At 51.1% G+C, this 13,125-nt stretch carries 14 protein-coding genes; 6 read left to right on the top strand and 8 right to left on the bottom strand.

Features of this window, described 5'->3' with window-relative positions; genetic code table 11:
• Complete coding sequence (locus tag D3A97_RS06805; protein ID WP_232825872.1) at positions 1-390, bottom strand: acyl-CoA thioesterase; 390 nt, start codon at positions 388-390, stop codon at positions 1-3.
• Between the two features lie 3 nt (positions 391-393).
• The gene (locus tag D3A97_RS06800; RefSeq protein ID WP_119077631.1) at positions 394-1,293 is read right to left on the bottom strand and encodes an SAM hydrolase/SAM-dependent halogenase family protein; all 900 of its coding nucleotides are present in this window, start codon (positions 1,291-1,293) and stop codon (positions 394-396) included.
• 680 nt (positions 1,294-1,973) lie between these two features.
• Here D3A97_RS06800 and D3A97_RS06795 point away from each other — a divergent pair.
• The 4 genes from D3A97_RS06795 to D3A97_RS06780 all read left to right on the top strand — a co-directional run bounded on the left by D3A97_RS06795 (position 1,974) and on the right by D3A97_RS06780 (position 6,171).
• Entirely contained in the window at positions 1,974-2,459 is a 486-nt protein-coding gene (locus D3A97_RS06795; protein WP_119077630.1) for a hypothetical protein, read from the top strand.
• A 157-nt stretch (positions 2,460-2,616) separates the two neighbouring features.
• Positions 2,617-4,023, top strand: a complete 1,407-nt coding sequence (aspA, locus tag D3A97_RS06790) for an aspartate ammonia-lyase (protein ID WP_119077629.1) — start codon at positions 2,617-2,619, stop codon at positions 4,021-4,023.
• 129 nt (positions 4,024-4,152) lie between these two features.
• Entirely contained in the window at positions 4,153-5,493 is a 1,341-nt protein-coding gene (locus tag D3A97_RS06785) for an anaerobic C4-dicarboxylate transporter family protein (protein ID WP_119077628.1), read from the top strand.
• 189 nt (positions 5,494-5,682) lie between these two features.
• On the top strand, positions 5,683-6,171 hold the full coding sequence (locus tag D3A97_RS06780; protein WP_119077627.1) for a VOC family protein: 489 nt from the start codon (positions 5,683-5,685) through the stop codon (positions 6,169-6,171).
• Here the strand turns inward: D3A97_RS06780 and D3A97_RS06775 are convergent, their stop codons facing one another.
• The 3 genes from D3A97_RS06775 to D3A97_RS06765 form a co-directional block, all read right to left on the bottom strand.
• Positions 6,172-6,618 carry a low affinity iron permease family protein gene (locus tag D3A97_RS06775; protein ID WP_119077626.1) on the bottom strand — a complete coding sequence of 149 codons (447 nt, stop codon included), beginning with the start codon at positions 6,616-6,618 and terminating at the stop codon, positions 6,172-6,174.
• A 12-nt stretch (positions 6,619-6,630) separates the two neighbouring features.
• Positions 6,631-8,028, bottom strand: coding sequence for a sigma-54-dependent transcriptional regulator (locus D3A97_RS06770; protein WP_438830695.1), 1,398 nt, complete (start codon positions 8,026-8,028; stop codon positions 6,631-6,633).
• A 111-nt stretch (positions 8,029-8,139) separates the two neighbouring features.
• Positions 8,140-8,604, bottom strand: a complete 465-nt coding sequence (locus tag D3A97_RS06765) for a response regulator transcription factor (RefSeq protein ID WP_232825871.1) — start codon at positions 8,602-8,604, stop codon at positions 8,140-8,142.
• A 227-nt stretch (positions 8,605-8,831) separates the two neighbouring features.
• On the opposite strand from D3A97_RS06765, the gene D3A97_RS06760 reads away from it, so the two are divergent.
• A complete protein-coding gene (locus D3A97_RS06760; RefSeq protein ID WP_119077624.1) occupies positions 8,832-9,017 on the top strand; it encodes a CsbD family protein in 186 nt (61 codons plus the stop codon).
• Between the two features lie 259 nt (positions 9,018-9,276).
• Here D3A97_RS06760 and D3A97_RS06755 read toward each other — a convergent pair whose 3' ends face one another.
• Positions 9,277-9,732 carry a ferritin-like domain-containing protein gene (locus tag D3A97_RS06755; protein ID WP_119077623.1) on the bottom strand — a complete coding sequence of 152 codons (456 nt, stop codon included), beginning with the start codon at positions 9,730-9,732 and terminating at the stop codon, positions 9,277-9,279.
• A 220-nt stretch (positions 9,733-9,952) separates the two neighbouring features.
• Between D3A97_RS06755 and D3A97_RS06750 the strand changes: the two genes are divergently transcribed.
• The gene (locus tag D3A97_RS06750; RefSeq protein ID WP_119077622.1) at positions 9,953-10,105 is read left to right on the top strand and encodes a lmo0937 family membrane protein; all 153 of its coding nucleotides are present in this window, start codon (positions 9,953-9,955) and stop codon (positions 10,103-10,105) included.
• Between the two features lie 76 nt (positions 10,106-10,181).
• Here D3A97_RS06750 and D3A97_RS06745 read toward each other — a convergent pair whose 3' ends face one another.
• Positions 10,182-11,636 (bottom strand): hybrid sensor histidine kinase/response regulator, encoded by a 1,455-nt coding sequence (locus tag D3A97_RS06745; protein ID WP_157986386.1) that lies wholly within the window; start codon positions 11,634-11,636, stop codon positions 10,182-10,184.
• Between the two features lie 48 nt (positions 11,637-11,684).
• A complete protein-coding gene (locus D3A97_RS06740; protein WP_119077620.1) occupies positions 11,685-13,103 on the bottom strand; it encodes a sensor histidine kinase in 1,419 nt (472 codons plus the stop codon).
• Between the last annotated feature and the right edge of the window lie 22 nt (positions 13,104-13,125).

Here is a 13,125-nt window from a genome sequence, read left to right as displayed (position 1 = left end):
TTATGCTTCCAGCGGCACCGGCCGCTTGTACTCATCTATGGCTACAAAAGTAAAAGTGCCGCCAATGGCCTTATACCTTTCCGTACTGTACATTTCCTCCACGAATATTTCTACCAGCACTTTCAGGCTGGTGTTGCCGGTGTGTACCACCCTGCCTATCAGTTCCACAATAGTGCCCGCCGGTATAGGCTTGGTGAAATCTATCTTGTCTGACGATACGGTTACCATACGCTTGCGCGCATAGCGGGTGGCGGTGATGAACGCCACCTCGTCCATCAATTGCATGGCGGTGCCGCCGAACAGGGTATCATAATGATTGGTAGTATTGGGGAACACGGCTTTAAAGATGCGTGTTTCCGATTGTTGTATTCTCAGTTCGTTGTTCATCATCAGTTATTTTTTCCTTACTTCCACCGTCCACTCCGGGCCGCTGCTCACCCTGAACTTTTCGGCAAAGCTGCCCATGTTCAATGCAAAAGATAAATTCATCAGGCTGTTCTGGTACGCCAGCGGCCGGCCCTCCGGCACGCTGGCAAAAGTAGCGGCGTATGGCATGGTGCCTTCGTACACCAGCCTGTTATGGTGCAGGATGCGCACCTGCAGCTGGTCTCCGAAGCCGGGCCGCAGTTGCGCCAGGGTGCGCTCATCAATATTGGTCCATACGTTGCCGTACTGCACGTCAAGGATGGGAATGTTGCCTTTTACCGTACCGTTCCTGAAAGTGGCGCGCTGGTATGGGATGCGTACCACGCTGGTACCCAGCAACGGGCCCACGGAATCGAACGGGATAACGCCCGCCGCCAGCCTGGCGCCGGTATAGGCATACACGTCACGGCCATGAAAAGTATAGGAGCGCGAGGAGCCGGGCAGGCGGTTCACCTGTTCGTCTATTTCCCGTACGGCGCTGATGCTCATGCTTTCCGCAATAAGCGTGAGGGTGCCGTTGTCTGGCGTCACAAAATAATGCCCGCTTCGGGTTTGCGCCACTACAGACTTGCGGGCAGAGCCTACCCCGGGGTCTATCACAGACACAAACACGGTGCCCGCCGGCCAGTATGCCGCTGTTTGCTGCAGGCGGTAAGCAGCCTCCCAGATGTTGTAAGCCGGTATTTCATGCGTGAGATCAAATATTTTCAGCTCCGGCGATACGCCAAACGCAACGCCCTTCATGGCGGATACGGCGCCGTCTTTCAGGCCGAAGTCTGTTTGCAGCACCAGGGCGCGGGGTTGGGCTTTGCTTTGGGGGGCAATACAGGTACAAATCAAGAGCAGCAGTAAGTAAGGCAGCTTCATGGGTGGCATGTTAGGGGCTAAAAGTAAGGATTTTAGTACTTTTCAGGCGGGTTAAAAAAGGGCTAAATTGCAATAGAGATGTAGCATTATGAACACCAAACAACCTGGTAAAAACGCAATGGAATTTGACAAAGCTGAAATAGATTTGGTAAAAGAATGATTGAAATGCAGTTACACAGAGCGCTTTCATGTCATGACCAGATTAGTGAAGAGAGGAATGATGTTTAAAAATGCAAAAATCACGCATCGCACAACTCCAATAAAAAAGCAATAATTTGATATGGGACGTCCTGGATGAAGATTTCTGAAGAGAAAGATGAGGAAGGGCCCCGCGCCTGACATTCCCCCATCCCCCACAAAGGCTATCCGGCAAAAAATGTCTCCCGCCCGGGTCACCTAACACATTGAAACACTACATCTTTGGTGAATTGATCAAAAGCGCCCCGCTTTTTTACCGGAATTAGTACTTCCAATACCGGGGAATATCCTTATTTTCGTAACTATGAGATTATGTCCCGAAAACAACTATACAGCGTTTTCGGGAATCTGATTAACTGGTAATGATTCTTTTTTTGCAAAGGTGGATACTGCTGAAAAGCAGCCTCCCTGATTTATGCGTATACCTGAAAACACAAGGTAGTTTCATCCGTACCCGTCATTTGATCTTGAATCCGTTGTAATTGAACGTACAGGAATACATAGACAATGGACTGGTTGAAAGCTATGTGCTGGGCATTTCCACTCCCAAGGAGAAGGAAGAGATAGAGGTGTTGCTGAAAGCATCGCCCGAGCTGCGCACAGAGCTGCAATCAGTAGAGCGCACCCTGCACCGGCTGCTGCTGGAAGACGCCGTGCCGCCGCCCATGGAGCTGCGTGCCCGTACCCTGGCGCCATACAACTGGGCGGACACCAACCCGCAGGAGCCCGGCGGCAAAAAACCCAACTATACCTTCATTAACATTGCCCCCAACCAGAACGATTATATTACCGTACACCGCATGTGGAAGTGGATCTTCTTCGCCGCTTTTCTCCTGTTCAAGTTCTGTCTTTTCCTCGCCATTTATTTTTACTTCAAGTACCGGCAGGTGGAAGACAGGCAGGAAGAAAGAGAAAAAGTACGGAAAGAGATCCTTCAATCTGCGCCGCAACAGGCCGCTCCGCGCTGAAAGCGCTTCCTTGCCGGTGGCCAGGCCGGCGTTCTCCCCTATGCCGCAACCTGCTCTACATACCGCTGTTTTGCTTACATTCGCCTGGTACAACAAATCCCTGATTTACACTGTTAAAACTGAACAACAACAATTCTAATCCTTCAAGCAATTATCTATGACGCAAAGACGAGAACATGACTTCCTGGGTGAGCGGGAAATTCCGAAAGACGTGTATTATGGCATCCAGACGCTGCGGGCCATTGAGAATTTTCACATCACCGGTATCCCCCTGAAAGTGGAGCCGCTTTTTGTACAGGCCCTGGGATATGTGAAGAAAGCCGCAGCCATGGCCAATGCCGAGCTGGGCGCCTTGAAAAAGGAAATAGCAGACAGCATCATAAAGGCCAGTGACAGGGTGATCAGCGGGGAGTTCAACAACCAGTTCATTACAGACCTCATACAGGGCGGCGCCGGCACCTCCGTGAACATGAACGCCAACGAGGTGATCGCCAATATTGCGCTGGAAATGCAGGGGAAAGAAAAAGGTGATTACCAGTATTGCCACCCCAACAACCACGTTAACTGTTCCCAATCTACCAATGATGCTTATCCCACCGCCTTCCGCATTGCGCTCATTAACAAACTGAGCCTGTACAAGGAAAGCCTGCGGGCGCTGGGTGATGCGTTTGAAGCAAAGGGGGAGGAATTTAACCAGGTACTTAAAATGGGCCGCACCCAATTGCAGGATGCAGTGCCTATGAGTATGGGAGACGAGTTCAGGGCCTTTGCCACCACCATCAGGGAAGAGCTGACCAGGATAGAAGAAAGCAAAAAACTGATTGCGGAAGTGAACATGGGCGCTACCGCCATCGGTACCGGCGTAAACGCCCCGGAAGGGTACGCGGAGCTGGTGGTGAGGCATCTGCGCACCGTTACCGGCCTTGACCTGGTACTGGCTACAGACCTCATTGAGGCCACTAATGACACCGGCGCCTATGTACAACTCTCCGGGGTGCTGAAGCGTACGGCCATCAAGGTCTCCAAGATCTGTAACGACCTCCGCCTGCTGTCTTCAGGCCCGCGGTGCGGGATCAACGAGATCAACCTGCCGCCCATGCAGCCCGGTTCTTCCATTATGCCCGGAAAGGTAAACCCCGTAATACCCGAAGTGGTGAACCAAACGGCTTTCTACGTGATCGGGGCGGACCTTACGCTTACCCTGGCCGCGGAAGCGGGGCAGCTGCAGCTGAACGTGATGGAGCCGGTTATTGCTTTTTCGCTTTTTACCTCCATTACCTATATGACCAATGCCTGCAACACCCTGCGGGAAAAATGCGTGACCGGCATTACGGCCAACGCCGAGCGTACGCGAGACATGGTGATGCAAAGCATCGGCATCGTTACCCAGCTTAACCCTATTATCGGTTACGAAAAATCAGCCGCCATTGCCCGGGAAGCGTTGGAAACCGGCAAGTCTGTACATGATATTGCCGTGAAGGAAAAGAAACTGGTTACCCAGGAAAAATGGGACGAGATCTTTACGTTCGAGAACATGATCCGCCCGAAGTTCATCAACAGTTAAAAACCGGGGCGCCAGCAGAAATTGATGCCAGCTATATAAATCTTTACCAAAAGTGGATATCTTGTACGGCTATGCCTATATGGTCCCGGCGAGGGCACGGCAAACCAAAGTACATAAACAAGAAATTCCATGATCTGGCTTCAATTTGCGATCCTTCTGGCAGCTATTCTCATTGGCGCCCGTATGAAGGGCATAGGCCTTGGTGTAATGGGCATGGTAGCCCTTGCCATTTATCTTTTTGTATTCCGCATGCGGCCGGGGGAGCCGCCTATTGACGTGATGCTTATCATACTGGCGGTAGTAAGTACCGCCGCCACCATGCAGGCCGCCGGGGGAATGGACTACCTGGTGCGCGTAGCTGAAAAGATACTGCGCAGCAAACCCTCTATGATCACGCTGATGGGGCCGCTGGTAACGTTTTTCTTTACCATATTTGCGGGCACCGCCCATATTACCTACTCCCTGTTGCCCATCATAGCCGAGGTGGCTACCCAGAAACGCATCAGGCCGGAAAGGCCGCTGAGCATTTCTGTGGTGGCCGCGCATTTAGGCATTACAGCCAGCCCCATTTCTGCCGCTACCGCCGCCATGATCACCATTCTGGCCGGGCAGGTGGAGCTGATGCAGATATTGCGGGTGTGCATCCCCGCCTGCCTGGTAGGCATACTGGCGGGCGTGGCGGTAGTATGGAAAAAAGGGAAAGATCTGGAAAAGGACCCCGTGTTCCTGGAAAAAATGAAAGACCCTGAATTTGCGCGGGAACTGGACGTAACTACCGCCAGCGATGCCAAGCCGCTGAAACCCGGCGCCAAAACTTCCGTGATCATTTTTGGCGCGGCGGTTTTGTTAATAGTGCTGGTTGGATCTTTTCCCGGTATGGTGCCCCGCTTTGAACCAGGCGCGGCCAGTTTTGCTGTAAATGCCAACGGCAGCATAAAGATGGCCGCTGTCATAGAGCTGGTGATGCTCTCCGCCGCCGCGCTGATGCTGATATTTACCAAAACTGCTACTGCGGAAGTGGCCAAAGCCAGCCTTTTTACTGCCGGCGCGCAGGCTGTGGTGTCTATTTTCGGGGTGGTGTGGATGAGCTCCACTTTCATGCTGGCCAATACCGCCGCCATTGAAGGCGCATTGGGAGACATGGTAAGGGCCGCCCCCTGGACGTTTGCCATTGCCCTTTTTGTACTGAGCATGTTGCTCTTCAGCCAGGCCGCCACAACCAAGGCACTGATGCCCCTGGGCGTGTTGCTGGGCATTGCGCCTAACAACCTGGTAGCCATGTTCCCGGCTACTAACGGAGATTTTGTACTGCCCGGCTACCCCACGCTGCTGGCCGCCATCAATTTTGACAGAACCGGCAGTACATACATCGGCAAATACCTGGTCAACCACAGCTTTATGGTACCCGGCCTGGTAGCCGTGTCCGGGGCGGTAGCGGCAGGTTTCCTGTTTGCGCATCTTTTCTGGTAGGCACAAATAGTTTCAGACCTATAAAACAAACCGCATACCTTTTTTGTAGGTATGGTAGAAGGTTTTTTATCGCATCAAGAAATTGTAGTGTACACGCAATGCGGGTCCCGATTGCGGTTGCCTTATTCAGCGGACAAAAAAGCAGCGGCAGGAGGGACTCGCTTATCTTTGTACCAAATAGCTTGATACATGAGTTATACCGTTCCGGCACAAACCCGCATTGGTCATGTGCATCTGAAAGTTTCAGACCTGAAACGTTCCCTTGATTTTTATTGCGGCCTGCTGGGCTTTGAGCTGATGCTGATGTATGGGGAACAGGCGGCATTTATTTCTGCCGGTGGTTACCATCACCACATAGGGCTCAATACCTGGCACAGCAAAGGCATGCCGCCCGCGCCTGAAAACACGGCGGGGCTGTACCATGTGGCCATTCTGTACCCGGAAAGGAAAGACCTGGCGGCTATTTACAAAAGACTGAGCAGCGCTGGCGTGCAGTTTACCGGCTTTGCAGATCATGGGGTGAGCGAGGCGTTGTATCTCAATGACCCTGACGGCAACGGCCTGGAATTGTACTGGGACAGGCCGCGCGAACAGTGGCCCCTGGATGCCGAAGGCAAAATGACGATGTATACGCACCGCCTTGACCTGGCAGGGCTGCTGCGGGAGCTGGAGGCCTGATCAGTTGCGCGCTTTCAGTTTTCCCTCCGTATTTTCCATCGCTTCTTCTATGGAATGCGAATGCTTGAGGTCCAGCTGCTGTTTGGTGCTGGCAGCCAGTTTGGTGTAGAACTTATGCAGGATGTTCAGCTCTTCTTCAGAAAGGGACTCTACGTCAATCAGCCGGTTGCTGGCGGTTTTGGTGGCCGCAATCAGCTCGTTCAGCTTTAGCTGGATAGATTTGGAGTCTTTGTTCTGCGTTTTCTGGATAATGAATACCATCAGAAAAGTGATGATGGTAGTACCGGTATTGATCACCAGTTGCCAGGTGTCTGAAAACCCGAAGAGCGGGCCGGTTACCGCCCAGATGATAATGACGGCAAACGCAATGATAAAGGCCCAGGGGCTGCCGGTGGCCGCCGTAACGGTGCTGGCCAGCCGCTCAAAAAAGGGTATTTTATTGGCCATATGCCTTGGGTATTAATAATTGATGTTCAGCAGCCGCAGTTTGTTGTACAGGGTTTTACGGTCAATGTTCAGTAGCTGGGCCGCTTTGGTTTTGTTGTATTTGACGGCTTTCAGTACGTTGATGATCTTGTTGTACTCGGCCTTGAGGGCAACAGACTTCAGGTCGTTAGCGTCCAGCAACGGCATGTCAGGCATTTCTTCGTCAACTTCATCTCCGTTAGCAATGGGGCTTTTTGTAAAGGAGGCGCCGGACTTCATTTCCAGCGGCAGGGCGGCCATGGATATTTCCTTGCCTGCGGGGGTGAGCAGGCTGGCACGGCGGATCACGTTTTTCAGCTCGCGGATGTTGCCCGGCCAGTCGTACCGCCTGAAACACTCCCACACCTCATCGCTCATCATCACCTCTCCTTTATTCAGCTCCTTGCTGACCTGAGACAGGAAAGAATCTACAAACAGGTGCAGGTCCTCGATCCTTTCCCGTAACGGGGGGATATGAATGGTAAACTCATTGAAGCGGTGAAAGAGGTCTTCCCGGAACTTGCCTTTCTGCACGGACTCAAACAGGTTTTCGTTAGAGGCAACGATCAGCCTTACATCTACCGCAATTTCTTTCATGCTGCCCACCCGGCGGATCTGCTTTTCCTGTATGACCCGCAGCAGCGCCACCTGTATATCGTATGAAAGGTTCGAAATTTCATCGAGGAAAAGGGTGCCGCCGTGCGCCTGCTCAAAAGCGCCTATTTTGGTGCCGATGGCGCCGGTAAAAGCCCCTTTTTCGTGACCGAACAACTCGCTGGCCGCCAGCTCGCGGGAAAGGCTGCCGCAGTCCAGCGCCACAAAAGGCTGCCCTTTGCGGCTGCTGTGCTCGTGTATGAGGTGGGCTACAGATTCCTTACCGGTGCCGGTTTCCCCGAAGATGATCACGCTATAGTCTGTGGGCGCTACCAGTGTCAGTTCCCGGAAAAGCTCCCGGGAGGGCTTGCTTTCCCCATATACGTACCGGCTGCCGTTTTTCTGCTGCTCGGAAACGGGAACGGGTTTTTCTTCATGCGCATGCGGCTCCACCACGTTTACCTGGGTGGCCGGCGCGGGAGCCGGCTGGGAAAGGGCCTTGTTCACAAGGCTTAATATCTCGTCCGGATAGAGGGGTTTTGAAATATAGTCGTACGCGCCGTTCTTCACCATATCTACGGCAATCCGCACGTCGGAATAGCCGGTAATGATGATCACTACGGTTTGCGGGTGCTGCTGGCGGATACTGGTCAGCAACTGTGCGCCATCGGTATCTTTCAGGCGGTAATCGCAGAGTACCAGGTCATATGGGTTGTCCAACATCATTTTTGTAGCCTGCGCCCCGGTCATGGTACTATCTACCTTAAATCCATGTTTGCTCAGGAACCTGGTAAGCAAAGTACATATGTTTATTTCATCATCTATAATGAGGATACTCTTCATAATAAAGCAGCTATTGGACGGATATTAAATTTACGACTAATTATACACTTGACGGGCCTTTTTAGGCTAACTCTTCACCTCATAAATGATATCTTGCAACTCTCCGACGTTAAAAGGTTTCGGCAAAAAGCGGGCCGCTCCTGCTGTTAGGGCTTTCTGTTTTTCCATGCCATTGTCATAGGCACTGATCGTAATTACCGGTAAATCAGGATATTGCGCTTTTATGGCGGGCAGGGCTTCCAGTCCGGAGCCATCAGGTAAGTGGATATCGAGAAAAAGGATGTCTGGTTGCTGCCTTTTCAGGAACTGCATGCCTTCCTTCAGCGCGTGCACGTACTTGACCTTATAACCGTGCTTGCTGAGGCTTAGCTGCAGCAGGTGGCATATGTCTGGCTCATCGTCAATTATCAGTATTAACGCTCCCATTGTTTGCTTTTGAACTTTACCAACACCGGGGTTATTTGTAGGTCCGGGAGTTAAGTGATCGGCGTGAAACAATTTATTCCAGTATTTATTTAATTGGCTGCTCATATATCTTTCGCACAAATAATTGAAATCCTTGTTCCCTTAAAGCAAACATTTTGCCGCTTAATAATAACTGTTTAAACAGCCTTTTTTGTGGAATACTTTCCACACTTTTACCGCCTGCCGCTCCCCATTCTGCGAAACTTCACCCCCTAAACGCCGGTTGTTTCCCGCTGATGGCATGGTGGTACAGAAATTGTCCTTTCAGTTACAGCACACCAAAAACAATTTTTATGGATTCATTACAACTGAAAGGAGCCTGGAACGAGATTAAGGGCAAACTCAAGCAGCAATACGCAGACCTGACAGACGATGACCTGTTGTATACGGAAGGAAAGGAAGATGAACTGTATGGAAAATTGCAAAAGAAGCTGGGTAAGTCCAAAGACGAAGTGAAAAAACTGATTAACGATTTATAACCGTTTTTACCGGTTATACTTTTATCATAGCTGTTGTTTTAGTTATTGGCTGCTTTAATGGGTTTTAAAATGCAAGCAGCATTGAAACATTTATCAAAACAGATAAAATGTTAAATGACCAGCAAAACATATTTAAAACCTGAAAGCTTGCCAGCGCTGTCCTGCACGATCTGTGCAGGACAGTTTTTTTTCTGTTTCTGCTCATAAAAAACGGCCGGTACATGTACCGGCCGTTTTTTATGCTGGATGTTATGGCTTCCTATTTGTTTACGGCCTCCACATCGCGGAGGTGCCTGATCTCGTCATGAGAGGCCTTGAGGGCCCTCTGCTGCTGGCTGATGATCTCCCGGAGGTCTTCCGGCAGGTCTTGCTGCAATGCTTCCCGGTAAGAGCGCTGGGCGGCATCCTCCCCATACTCGCAGGAGGCCAGAATAGAATGACGGTCTTTGCCGCCGAAAGATACCTTAACGTCCATCCAGGTGCGGTAGATCTTCCCGGCAAAGGTGGTGTCCCGTTCTCTTTCTTCACCCATGCCGCGCAGGTATTTGTTCAGCTGTACCACGTACTGCCTGCTGTCTGCCAGCATCCTTTCAAACAGGCTTTTCAGATCACTGTCATCCGTCTGTTTGATGGCTTTCTGGTAGCCTTCAATACGGTCGTTATTAATTTTGACCAGGTCTTCCAGCACGTCTGCTGTTCTGTGTTGGTGTTCCATAACCTATTATTTTAAGCGTGATATAATATATCTGAAACTCCAAAAACACTGCCACCGGCAACAGCTTTGATACCAGGGGCAACAATGCGGATATTTGCCCCTCTTGGTGGAAGGCACTCCACACTATTACGCCCCAAAACCGGTAGCAGTACCGTTTTTAGGCCCTTTTTTAATTGGCACAATATTTCTGTTGTACAATAGTGAACAAATAACTTAAGCCATGAATAATCTATTGTATCTGATCGCAGTGATCCTTATTATCGGGTGGTTGTTGGGGTTCTTTGTATACTCTGCAGGCGGCCTCATACATGCCCTGCTGGTACTGGCAATAATTGCCATATTGGTAAATATTATTCGTGGACGTGCGGTATAGCACAAATGACCAAGGGTGAAAATTCGATCCATACACGGGAATGGGGAAGAGATCTTTTTTTCTTCTCCATTCTTTTTTATGGTAAAGGGGCGGATGCCCTGGGCAGCGTGATGGTGAACTGCGTGCCTGCGCCAACAGTGCTGTCTACGTCTATGTTGCCGCGGTGGTTGATAATAATGTTTTGTGTGGAGGTGAGGCCCAGGCCGGTGCCTTTGCTTTTACTGGTAAAAAAGGGGTCAAACAGGCGGGCCTTGTTCTCTTCCGGGATGCCGGCCCCGTTGTCTGTGATGTAAATATTGATCTTTCCTTCAGTTTCTTCCGTGCTCACGGTGAGCACGCCCTGGCCCGGTTCCATGGCCTCTATGGCATTGATCAGGATATTGAGCAGGGCAATGTTCATTTTTTCATCATCCGCCATTACAGTTGCATGCTCACCGGCAAGCCGTGTGATCAATTGTATGCCGTTGAGCTGCAGGCGGTCTTCTGCCAGCGCCAGCGCCTTGTTCACCAGCTGGTTTACCGGGTGCTCCTGCAGGCGCAGCTCCATCATACGGGTAGATTGCAGCAGCTCTGTTACCAGTTGGTTAATGCGGGTGCAGTTACGTTCAATAATATCGAGGTACAGCTGGCTGTCTTCCGCCTCTTTCAGCGCATCTTCCAGCCTGAACTGGCCTACGGCCAGCAGTATGTTGGTGAGCGGGTTGCGTACTTCATGCGCTATTACACGGGCAATACGGCCGCTTACCACAAATTTTTCCTGCTGCCTTTTTTCCTGCTCTTCACGTTTCTTTTCGGTAATGTCTTCCGCTACGCAAAGAAAGGTGCCCAGCTGCTCATCCAGTTTGCTGGCATTCACCACCACGTCCAGCTTCTGGCCGTGCTTGTTTTTAAAGGTGTATTCTTTTTGTACAATGGCATCATCTTCACAAATTTCCAGCAGGAACTGCAGGGCCTGCACCTCTTGCAAAAACAGGTGCTTCAGGTTCATGGTCATCAGTTCATCCCGGTCGTACTGCAATTTCTTTTCCGCAATGGGGTTGGCGTCTATGATATTTTTATTACAGTCTGCAAGAATAATAAGGTCGTGGCTTTTTTCAAAAATGCCGAAGTATTTTTTCCGGTTCTCGGCAATGGCGCGGAGGTGCGCAAACTCCATAATACCGTAGCGGATGGCCCTTTCCAGCTCGGGGCCTGTTATTTCGCCTTTCACCAGGTAGTCAGACGCGCCGGCCATCATGGCCTCATTGTCTATAGCATAATCTCCCTTGCCGGTGAGCATGATCACGGGCGCTTCGTAGTCCATTTCCTTGAAATGGCGTAAAATATCCAGTCCGGTGTATTTACCCAGCCGGTAATCGACCAGGTACAGCTCGTGATCTTTTTTTTCAATGGCTTCTATGCCTTTGTCATAAGTAGATGCCCATTCAATGTGGTACTGGCCCGGGGCTACGTCCTGCAGCAGGGAATTGACAAGGAAAAAATCGTCCTCGTCATCATCTATCATGAGTATTTGCTTGTATGTGTCTTTCATCCGGTTATATTTTCCCCCGCGCAAGATGTGTTATGTTGTGTACAAAAACTATTCCTCTCTCAGCTGCCTGAGGGGTAAAATGATCACGAAGGTGGCGCCGTTGCCGGGTTGGCCGAAGGCGGCAATATGACCATGGTGGGCATCCACGATCTTTTTACAGATGGCCAGCCCTATGCCGGTGCCTTTGTATTCGCTGACGCCGTGCAGCCGCTGGAATATCAGGAAGATCCTTTCCGCGTAGGCCTGGTCAAAGCCGATGCCATTGTCTTCTATGGTGATGCGGCAGAAGGTGTCTTCCCACTTGTCTTCCTTCATCACGCCTGTTTCGCGCCCGCTCAGCAGCTCCCGCCTGATGCGGACCTCCAGCGGTTTGGATGGTGAGGCAAATTTGATGGAGTTGGAGAGCAGGTTCTGGAACAACTGGTGAAAGGCGGTATCATTTCCTTCAATTACGGGCAACTGGTCATACAACACAGAACCTTTCTTTTCCTGCAGGGATACGTCCAGGTCGCCGATCACATCCTGCAGCAGCGCGTTCATGTCTACCGGCGCAATATTTTCCGGCATCATGCGCCCCGCGCGGGAGAATATCAGCAGGTCGTTGATCAGCACGCGCATTCTTGAAACGGCCGCCACCATGCGGTCTATCAGCTGCCCCGCTTCATCCGGCAGCTCGTTGCGGTACTTCATCTGCAGGCGGTCAGAAAAGGTGGATATTTTGCGCAGCGGTTCCTGCAGGTCATGCGAGGCCACGTAAGCAAACTGTTCCAGCTCCTGGTTGGTTTTGTTGAGCAGGGCTATGTTTTCCTGCAGCTCCCGCTGGTACACCTTCATGCGGTGCTCAATGTGCAGCTGTAGCCGGAACTCTCTGGTGAGCGTTACGTAGGCGTACACGCCAATGAGGATGGCAATAAGGGAGATGATGAATACCACCGGTATCCACAGGCTGGAAAAGAACTGGAACAGGCGGGACTTTTCGTCAAGCTGGGCCTGTTCTATCTTTATCATCTCGGACACCTTTTTGTCTATCTTGTCCATAGACACTTCTCCTTCTCCAACAGAGATGCGGCTGCCTTTTATACCGGCCTGTTCCCCGCCGGCCAGCTGGCTGTACTTTACGTCAAGGAGCCGTTTCAGCGTGTCCAGGTTGCGTATCTGAGTGGGCTCGTCCGTGATGCGGCGAAGCGCGCGGTAGTCTCTTTCTATTTTAACGGAGCGCTCGTTCATGCTGGGCTGCAGAAACTTTTGCTCTTTGGTGATATTGTAACCGCGTATGGCAGCTTCCGCATCTTTCAGCTGCTTGGTGATCTGCTCCAGCCGTTTGGACACTTCTACCGCATGGTTGAGGCGTTCGGCGTTATGCATCAGGTTTTTTGCGATCAGGTATGACAGGATGGAAGCGCCGACAATGACGGTGAAAGCAATAAAGAACCCTATCCTGATCTTCTTGTGTACGCTGATGTGCATAATTCAAGTGATTTAAAAAACC

The sequence above is a fragment of the Chitinophaga alhagiae genome (assembly GCF_003568665.1).
Classification (GTDB): Bacteria; Bacteroidota; Bacteroidia; order Chitinophagales; family Chitinophagaceae; genus Chitinophaga; species Chitinophaga alhagiae.
The sequence above is the reverse complement of the archived record's forward strand: the minus strand, read 5'-3'. Positions and strand labels throughout refer to the sequence as shown.

Excerpts from the sequence above, each read along its gene's own strand:
- D3A97_RS06800 (WP_119077631.1), bottom strand. The coding sequence starts at position 1,293 with ATGAAGCTGCCTTACTTACTGCTGCTCTTGATTTGTACCTGTATTGCC.
- D3A97_RS06805 (WP_232825872.1), bottom strand. The coding sequence starts at position 390 with ATGATGAACAACGAACTGAGAATACAACAATCGGAAACACGCATCTTT.
- D3A97_RS06745 (WP_157986386.1), bottom strand. The coding sequence starts at position 11,636 with ATGAAAGACACATACAAGCAAATACTCATGATAGATGATGACGAGGAC.
- D3A97_RS06765 (WP_232825871.1), bottom strand. The coding sequence starts at position 8,604 with ATGAGCAGCCAATTAAATAAATACTGGAATAAATTGTTTCACGCCGAT.
- D3A97_RS06755 (WP_119077623.1), bottom strand. The coding sequence starts at position 9,732 with ATGGAACACCAACACAGAACAGCAGACGTGCTGGAAGACCTGGTCAAA.
- D3A97_RS06750 (WP_119077622.1), top strand. The coding sequence starts at position 9,953 with ATGAATAATCTATTGTATCTGATCGCAGTGATCCTTATTATCGGGTGG.
- D3A97_RS06775 (WP_119077626.1), bottom strand. The coding sequence starts at position 6,618 with ATGGCCAATAAAATACCCTTTTTTGAGCGGCTGGCCAGCACCGTTACG.
- D3A97_RS06780 (WP_119077627.1), top strand. The coding sequence starts at position 5,683 with ATGAGTTATACCGTTCCGGCACAAACCCGCATTGGTCATGTGCATCTG.
- aspA (WP_119077629.1), top strand. The coding sequence starts at position 2,617 with ATGACGCAAAGACGAGAACATGACTTCCTGGGTGAGCGGGAAATTCCG.
- D3A97_RS06785 (WP_119077628.1), top strand. The coding sequence starts at position 4,153 with ATGATCTGGCTTCAATTTGCGATCCTTCTGGCAGCTATTCTCATTGGC.
- D3A97_RS06760 (WP_119077624.1), top strand. The coding sequence starts at position 8,832 with ATGGATTCATTACAACTGAAAGGAGCCTGGAACGAGATTAAGGGCAAA.
- D3A97_RS06740 (WP_119077620.1), bottom strand. The coding sequence starts at position 13,103 with ATGCACATCAGCGTACACAAGAAGATCAGGATAGGGTTCTTTATTGCT.